The organism is Nitrosomonas sp. (genome assembly GCF_024282095.1).
GTDB lineage: Bacteria > Pseudomonadota > Gammaproteobacteria > Burkholderiales > Nitrosomonadaceae > Nitrosomonas.
The window spans coordinates 1-6,948 of record NZ_JAMWZS010000066.1; the positions used below are offsets into that span (position 1 = coordinate 1).

At 47.5% G+C, this 6,948-nt stretch carries 7 protein-coding genes; 5 read left to right on the top strand and 2 right to left on the bottom strand.

What is annotated here, in order from left to right; genetic code table 11:
- The 5 genes from Q0K92_RS12690 to Q0K92_RS12710 all read left to right on the top strand — a co-directional run.
- A partial coding sequence (locus tag Q0K92_RS12690; protein WP_297326161.1) for a cobyric acid synthase occupies positions 1–1,337 on the top strand: 1,337 nt, incomplete at its 5' end.
- Entirely contained in the window at positions 1,334–1,864 is a 531-nt protein-coding gene (gene cobU, locus Q0K92_RS12695; RefSeq protein ID WP_297326162.1) for a bifunctional adenosylcobinamide kinase/adenosylcobinamide-phosphate guanylyltransferase, read from the top strand. The genes Q0K92_RS12690 and cobU, both read left to right, overlap by 4 nt.
- A complete protein-coding gene (cobT, locus tag Q0K92_RS12700; RefSeq protein ID WP_297326163.1) occupies positions 1,861–2,943 on the top strand; it encodes a nicotinate-nucleotide--dimethylbenzimidazole phosphoribosyltransferase in 1,083 nt (360 codons plus the stop codon). The genes cobU and cobT overlap by 4 nt, the downstream gene beginning before the upstream one ends.
- On the top strand, positions 2,940–3,536 hold the full coding sequence (cobC, locus tag Q0K92_RS12705) for an alpha-ribazole phosphatase family protein (RefSeq protein ID WP_297326164.1): 597 nt from the start codon (positions 2,940–2,942) through the stop codon (positions 3,534–3,536). Before cobT ends, cobC begins: the two co-directional genes overlap by 4 nt.
- The gene (locus tag Q0K92_RS12710; protein WP_297326165.1) at positions 3,533–4,282 is read left to right on the top strand and encodes an adenosylcobinamide-GDP ribazoletransferase; all 750 of its coding nucleotides are present in this window, start codon (positions 3,533–3,535) and stop codon (positions 4,280–4,282) included. The genes cobC and Q0K92_RS12710 overlap by 4 nt, the downstream gene beginning before the upstream one ends.
- A gap of 19 nt (positions 4,283–4,301) precedes the next feature.
- Here Q0K92_RS12710 and Q0K92_RS12715 read toward each other — a convergent pair whose 3' ends face one another.
- Together Q0K92_RS12715 and Q0K92_RS12720 are read right to left on the bottom strand one after the other, a co-directional pair.
- Positions 4,302–6,326, bottom strand: a complete 2,025-nt coding sequence (locus Q0K92_RS12715) for a CopD family protein (protein WP_297326166.1) — start codon at positions 6,324–6,326, stop codon at positions 4,302–4,304.
- A 4-nt stretch (positions 6,327–6,330) separates the two neighbouring features.
- Entirely contained in the window at positions 6,331–6,738 is a 408-nt protein-coding gene (locus Q0K92_RS12720) for a copper resistance CopC family protein (protein WP_297326167.1), read from the bottom strand.
- Positions 6,739–6,948: the final 210 nt, after the last annotated feature.

Consider the following 6,948-nt stretch of genomic DNA (forward strand, 5'->3'; position numbering starts at 1 on the left):
TCGTCAGTGCCAATGGCGGAGAAATCGGCCGTGCGCAAGCGGTGCAGGCATTGGCTGCCGGGCTGGCACCTCACACGGATATGAATCCGGTATTACTCAAACCGAACACCGATAAGAGCGCGCAAGTCATCATCCATGGACACGCGATCGCCAATATGGACGCCTGCGGTTTTCACGATTATAAGTCCATGGCACTCAAGGCGGTGCTTGAGTCATATGCGCGGCTCGCCGGAAAATACGACCGGATTATCGTTGAAGGTGCCGGTTCGCCAGCAGAAATCAATCTGCGCGCTAACGATATTGCCAATATGGGTTTTGCGGAAACAGTCGATTGTCCGGTCATTCTTATTGCGGATATTGATCGTGGCGGTGTTTTTGCCCATCTGGTAGGCACGCTGGCATTGTTAAGCGAAAGTGAACAGGCGCGTATCCAAGGTTTCGTCATCAACCGATTTCGTGGTGATATGGCATTGCTCCAACCCGGACTGGATTGGCTGGAACAATATACCGGCAAGCCGGTTCTGGGTGTCTTACCTTACCTACCAGGCTTGCACCTCGAAGCGGAAGATGCCTTGCCTGCTCCGGCTGATTTTGTACCAACGGAACAGAAATATCTTCGGGTTATCGTCCCTGCACTCCCGCGCATCAGCAATCACACCGATTTCGACCCGCTACGCCTGCATCCACAAGTCCATCTACAATTTATCGGTGCCGGCAACACCATCCCATCTGCCGATTTGATCATTTTACCGGGATCGAAAAGCGTACGCGCTGATCTGAATTGGTTGCGCCAGCATGGTTGGGAGTTGGCGATCCGCCGGCATTTACGCTACGGCGGAAAACTGATGGGCATCTGTGGCGGTTTCCAAATGCTGGGTAAGCTTATTCATGATCCCCACGGTCTGGAAGGCGATGCCGGTAGTGCCCAAGGATTCGATTTCTTTGATATGGAAACGATGCTGCAACCAGACAAGCTGCTGCGCAACACGCAGGGAACGCTGGCCTTTAATGATGCAACCGTAACCGGTTATGAAATCCATGCAGGTATCACAACCTACCATACGTCCTATCCGCCGGCCATTCATCTGGCGCAGGGCGATGATGGGGCAATCAGTGACGATAGACTGATACTGGGCACCTACCTGCATGGTATTTTTACATCCTCTAGCGCATGCGATGGATTACTGACCTGGGCCGGACTGGATGGTCAAAACGCAACACCGGATTATCATGCCATGTGTGATGCTGCGATCAACCGGTTAGCGGATTGCGTTGACCAATATTTGGATACCGCGCATCTGTATCGATTACTCAACGTGAAACCAGGCAACTCATGACAAGCACCCAAGTATTGATTCTCGGCGGCGTGCGTTCAGGCAAAAGTCGGCTGGCTGAACGCCTGGCCACGGAAAGCCGACTTCCGGTCACCTATATTGCAACGGCAACCATCGAGGACGAAGAAATGCGCGAACGGATTGCTGCGCATCGAGTGCGGCGCCCTGATCATTGGCAGGTCATTGAAGAACCTTTGCAACTAGCCTCTGTTCTGAGTCAGCATGCGGAAAGTGAACATTGCTTATTGGTTGATTGCCTGACACTTTGGCTAACCAATTTATTGACTCATCCGGATACCTCAAGATTTGATATTGAACGATCGGCATTTCTGGAAGTGCTGCCCCGTTTGGGGGGAAAGCTCATCCTGGTCAGTAATGAAACCAATATGGGAGTAACTCCCATGGGTGAACTGAGCCGCCGCTATTGCGATGAAGCCGGTAAATTGCACCAGGAAATCGCACACCACTGCGATCAGGTCATTTTAACCGTTGCCGGCTTGCCACTGATGTTGAAAGGAGAACGCGTGTGACCAGACCTGTTGCTCTCAGTTGGCTGGATGAGCCGTTAGCTACCCCAAATCAGGAAATGGGTCAGTTGGCACAAATACGCCAGACACAACTGACCAAACCGCCTGGATCCCTCGGTCGCCTTGAGGAAATTGCCATTCAACTGGCCGCTTTACAGAATACTCCACAGCCTTGTGTTGAACGCGCGCACATCGCAATATTTGCCGGTGATCATGGTGTTGCAGCAGAAAACGTCTCAGCATTTCCGCAATCAGTAACCAGCGAAATGATCCGAAACTTTGCACACGGCGGTGGCGCCATCAATGTACTGGCCCGCGCGCTGGGTGCTTCACTGGAAATCATTAATCTGGGAACGGTACACGATACGCAGTCGCTGGCAAATGTACGGCATTATCACCTGGGACCAGGAACGGCCAATTTTATCCATGAACCCGCAATGACTTGGAATCAATTGAGTCAGGCATTGCATGCTGGCTACGAAGCCATTGAGCGTGCTCAACAAAATAACAAGCATTTGTTTATTGGCGGCGAGATGGGCATCGGTAATACGACCAGCGCAGCTGCGCTGGCTTGTCTCTTATTGAATGAACAGCCCGGTCTACTCACAGGCTCCGGTACTGGCCTTGATGATCATGGCATTGCTCATAAAATAAATGTGATTTCACAGGCTTTGTCGTTCCATAGCTCGCACATCAATTCTCCTTTGGATGCACTTCGCTGTGTCGGCGGTTTTGAAATCGCTGCTTTAGCAGGTGCCTATATTCATGGCGCTCAAGCAGGGCTACCCATGCTGATCGATGGCTTTATCAGTACAGTTGCCGCATTAACGGCTGAATATATTTCTCCAGGATGTAAGCACTGGTTTATTTATTCCCATAGGTCGACAGAACTTGGTCACAGTAGGGTTCTCAAAGCGCTCAATGCAGAACCGCTGATTGCTTTGGATATGCGATTAGGCGAAGGCAGTGGTGCAGCCATCACGCTCAATCTGTTACGCATGGCTTGTCAGCTGCATAATGAAATGGCAACTTTTTCAGAAGCACAAGTTGCACAAAAAAATTCCATCACCATTCAGCCATGACAACCTTTATTGATCTCCTCAGACATGGCGAAACTGAGAACAGCCATCGTTATTGCGGTAGTACGGATTATCCATTGACCTTGCTCGGCTGGACACAAATGTGGAATACCATTGAAAAAAACCCACCCCACTGGCAGCAGATTATCACCTCCCCTTTAACTCGCTGCGCAGATTTTGCACAAGCATTGGGGCAGCGTTATTCCATTCCCGTCACACAAGATGCACGCCTCCAGGAAATTCATTTCGGCGAATGGGAAGATCAATCAGCCGCTGAATTGATGCAAACCCATGCTGATGCTTTATCCCGCTTCTGGCAGAATCCCTTAACTTACCCACCTCCCAAGGCTGAACATTTGCTTGATTTCCAAGCACGCGTACTATCAGCCTGGTATGAGATCCAACGACAATTTGTTGATGAAAAGAATTTACTCATTACGCATAGTGGCGTCATACGAGTAATCATTTGCCATATTCAGCAACACCCGATTGAACGCTTGCTGGAATTTGAAGTTAACCATGCCGACATGAAGCATGCCTGTATAGAGCAAGCGGAACACCCTCAAGCAATGCTTATCCTTGATCCTTACGCATGATCAAACCATTTCTCATTGCGGTGCAATTCCTGACCCGATTGCCCGTGCGACTGACGACCCAGCCCAGCGAAAAAGACCTGGGATATTCCTTACTCTTCTATCCGCTTGTCGGTTTAATCATAGGATTAATACTCATGGGATTAGGTTGGGTGTTGCACAACACGCCGTCCCTTGTGACCGCAGCGCTATTGGTTACTGCCTGGATATTGTTGACGGGTGGATTACATCTGGATGGTCTGGCGGACAGTGCGGATGCTTGGATTGGTGGGATGGGTGACCGGGAAAAAACACTGGCGATTATGAAAGATCCCAATTGTGGGCCGGCCGGCGTGGTAGCAATTGTATTAATCATACTACTCAAGTTCGTAGCACTTTATACCCTGATCTCAGCCGATGAATGGATCGTTTTGTTAGTGGCTATCATCCTCGCGAGGACTCTATTGCCACTGCTGTTTTTAACCACACCGTATGTTAGAAACAATGGACTGGGTGCATCATTAGCAACCCATCAGCCGCGTCGTTTAAGTATTTTTATCATTGTTGCAACATTCGCATTGATATTCTTACTTACCGATATCCGTTACTCCTTGTTATCACTGACTGCAATTACTACTTTCCTGTTTTTACGATATTTGATGCTTCACCGCATTGATGGAACAACGGGTGATACAGCCGGTACACTGGTGGAAATTGCGGAAACAACTGCGTTGCTGACTGCGGTAATAACCTTAAACAAGTTTCTTTAGCAATTGAGAAAGGGACGGTTTAACGAACATAATCTTCTGGAAACGGCATTTTCGTATTTTCTCGATTAAGTAGGCTGATTTGCTGGTTTAACTGATCAATATCTGACCAGCCCGATTGATCAATCGATGGAATCCAACGTGCACGCAGATATCCGTACCGATCAATCAGGAATTCCATATGCTCAGGGATTGTTCCACGACCAATGATATCCGGGTGGCTCAGCGTTCGGCGCGATAGTGAGTAGCTATTTGCAATTTCCGTGGCACTTTGAGTTATAACGGGAAAAGGTAATTCTTGTGCAACTTGCGCTAATTCATCGGCACTCAGGTCTCTATTTGGAACAGCCAGCACTGCAACATGCTGTTCATGGAGTCGACTATATGCCGCCCTTAACTGTTCTATCCGATCCTTGGATTGCGGCCACGAAAAGACAACTAGCAAAACCGTTTTATGTTCACGGAAATCCTGCAATGCGCCACTGCTCCCATCATGCCCGGTGTAAGAGAAAACAGGGGGCTTTACATACGCTTTGTTCGGAATGATTTCTGGCGATAAAATTCGCGCTTGATAGCCTCGCGATAACGCATGGACAAAGTTGACTAAATCCCACCGATCTTCATCCGACAATTTCTCTACATACCCCGGCATATCCGTATTCACCATCCCGTACGTAAGCCAGTTATAGAAATCCCCTGGGGTATGTTCTGTGGTATGTGGTTCGGTCAGCAAATCCGGCAATCTGGTTGATAATGTTCGTGATTTAATACCATTACCCTTGCCTTGAGGGCCATGACATTCTACACAATGCTCAGCGTATAATGTTGCACCATTAGCGACTGAAACAGCATCAAATGGCACCAATGGTCTACGATAAGTTTCCGGATATGCTTGAATGGCTAGTGGGGGCAATGCAACTGCCAAACCTGACACAAAAAGAATCGCCGGAATACTGATCAGACGTTTCAATCCCCACTTCAGCGATTGACCTAACTTCAGAAGACCTACAGCCAGTACCAAAATCGCCAATCCTATCCATACCTGCGTTGCTACATTGGGCTGATTCCAGGTTGCAGCAATCGAGAATCGAAATGGAAAAGGCCAGTTTTCAATCAACGCATACTTAACGGGCGTTGTATTGGTAATTAATGTTGCCAGCATTACCAGGATCAGTGCCAGGATAAATTCGATACGCACCCATTTCCTCATACTTAACCGGCTAAGACTATCATCCGCAGCTTGCTGACTATTTATCAGCATGGGTAAGTATGCGCGCACACGTACTGCGATCAGCAGGATAATACCCAATAGAAATATTTTGGCACATAACATCCAACCATATGGCGTAGCAACCAATGCGGCATAGTAGTCATCAAATATACGATCACCTACAATGATACCTGTCAGGATAATCAATAGCATTACGGGTAGAGCTACTGATGAAAAACGTTTTAATGTTTCGAATTTCAGATTATTTCCCTGTTTGTCTTTATCGTACTTATGATTTTCATACATTAGCAGCAAGAAAGCCGGCAAGGCTCCAAACCATATACCTGCAAAAATGAGATGCAGCGCGTACGGCATGATTGCCGTCACCGATAATTCTTCTGCTGCTGTGTGACTGGCCAATGAACTGGCAATGAGTGGTAAAGTCGCACTAACGGCGCATAAAATATACCGCCAACGCGCTTTGGATGTCTTACGAAGATAAATAACTGCGGCTAATAACAGCATGGCCGATGCAACCCGCCATACCCATATTTGGCCTACCTGTGTATCTCTCACAATACCGAGCCAAACTTCCTGCTGCCATAGGCCGCTGATATTGCCGGTAATCTGTACTATGGTTGTTGTTAGGATGATGAGCAATCCCAACGGAATACTCACTGCCAACCAAGGGAAGAAGCGCTCTAATCTTTCAATCCATGCAGCGGTGTATACGCGTTTTCCAGTACTCGTAATTGCTAGAAAAACGCAGCTGCCTAACAAAACCAGATTTGCCACAAGCTGAAACCAGCGTGCAATTGCCGCAATGACTTCTATCATATTGCTACATTTTATTTTTTACACTGAAGTCAAAACTTGATTCGATGACATGCCCGTCCACGGACATCACACGATATTGCACCGTATAACGCCCGGACTCAATTTCCGGTATGTTTAAAACAACGGATTTGGGGTTATCCGAAACAACTTCCGGGTTATTATCAGTGATTGATTTTTTATTCGAATCAAGCACCGCAACGGATGCATATGATGCTTCTATTTTTTCATTAAACCACAACTGAATCTGCTTAGGTGGTGTAGAGAGTGAGGCTCTGCGAGGTGGATCGGATTTAACCAAGGTTGCATGCGCCATTACTGAATTTGCTTGAAACAATAACGACAGCATAGTCAATACTGCAGCACAAGCAGTTATTCTCTTAATCACAAACGCTAATGATCGCTTATTTTGCACAATTTCCCCTCCCTTCTTAACTTGAGGCTTTCTTTACACATTCGAAAATTAGATTATTTTTATAGGGGCGAGTTCAGAAAAACCTTACTCCCCCTCTTATTTCCATCTTAGAATCACTACATTAAGCTGCGGTTGGATTGTTTTTATTTTTGCGGCGCATCAAGAAGAAAGCACCAACCGCAAGCACCAGCACAACAGGAGCAATGATGG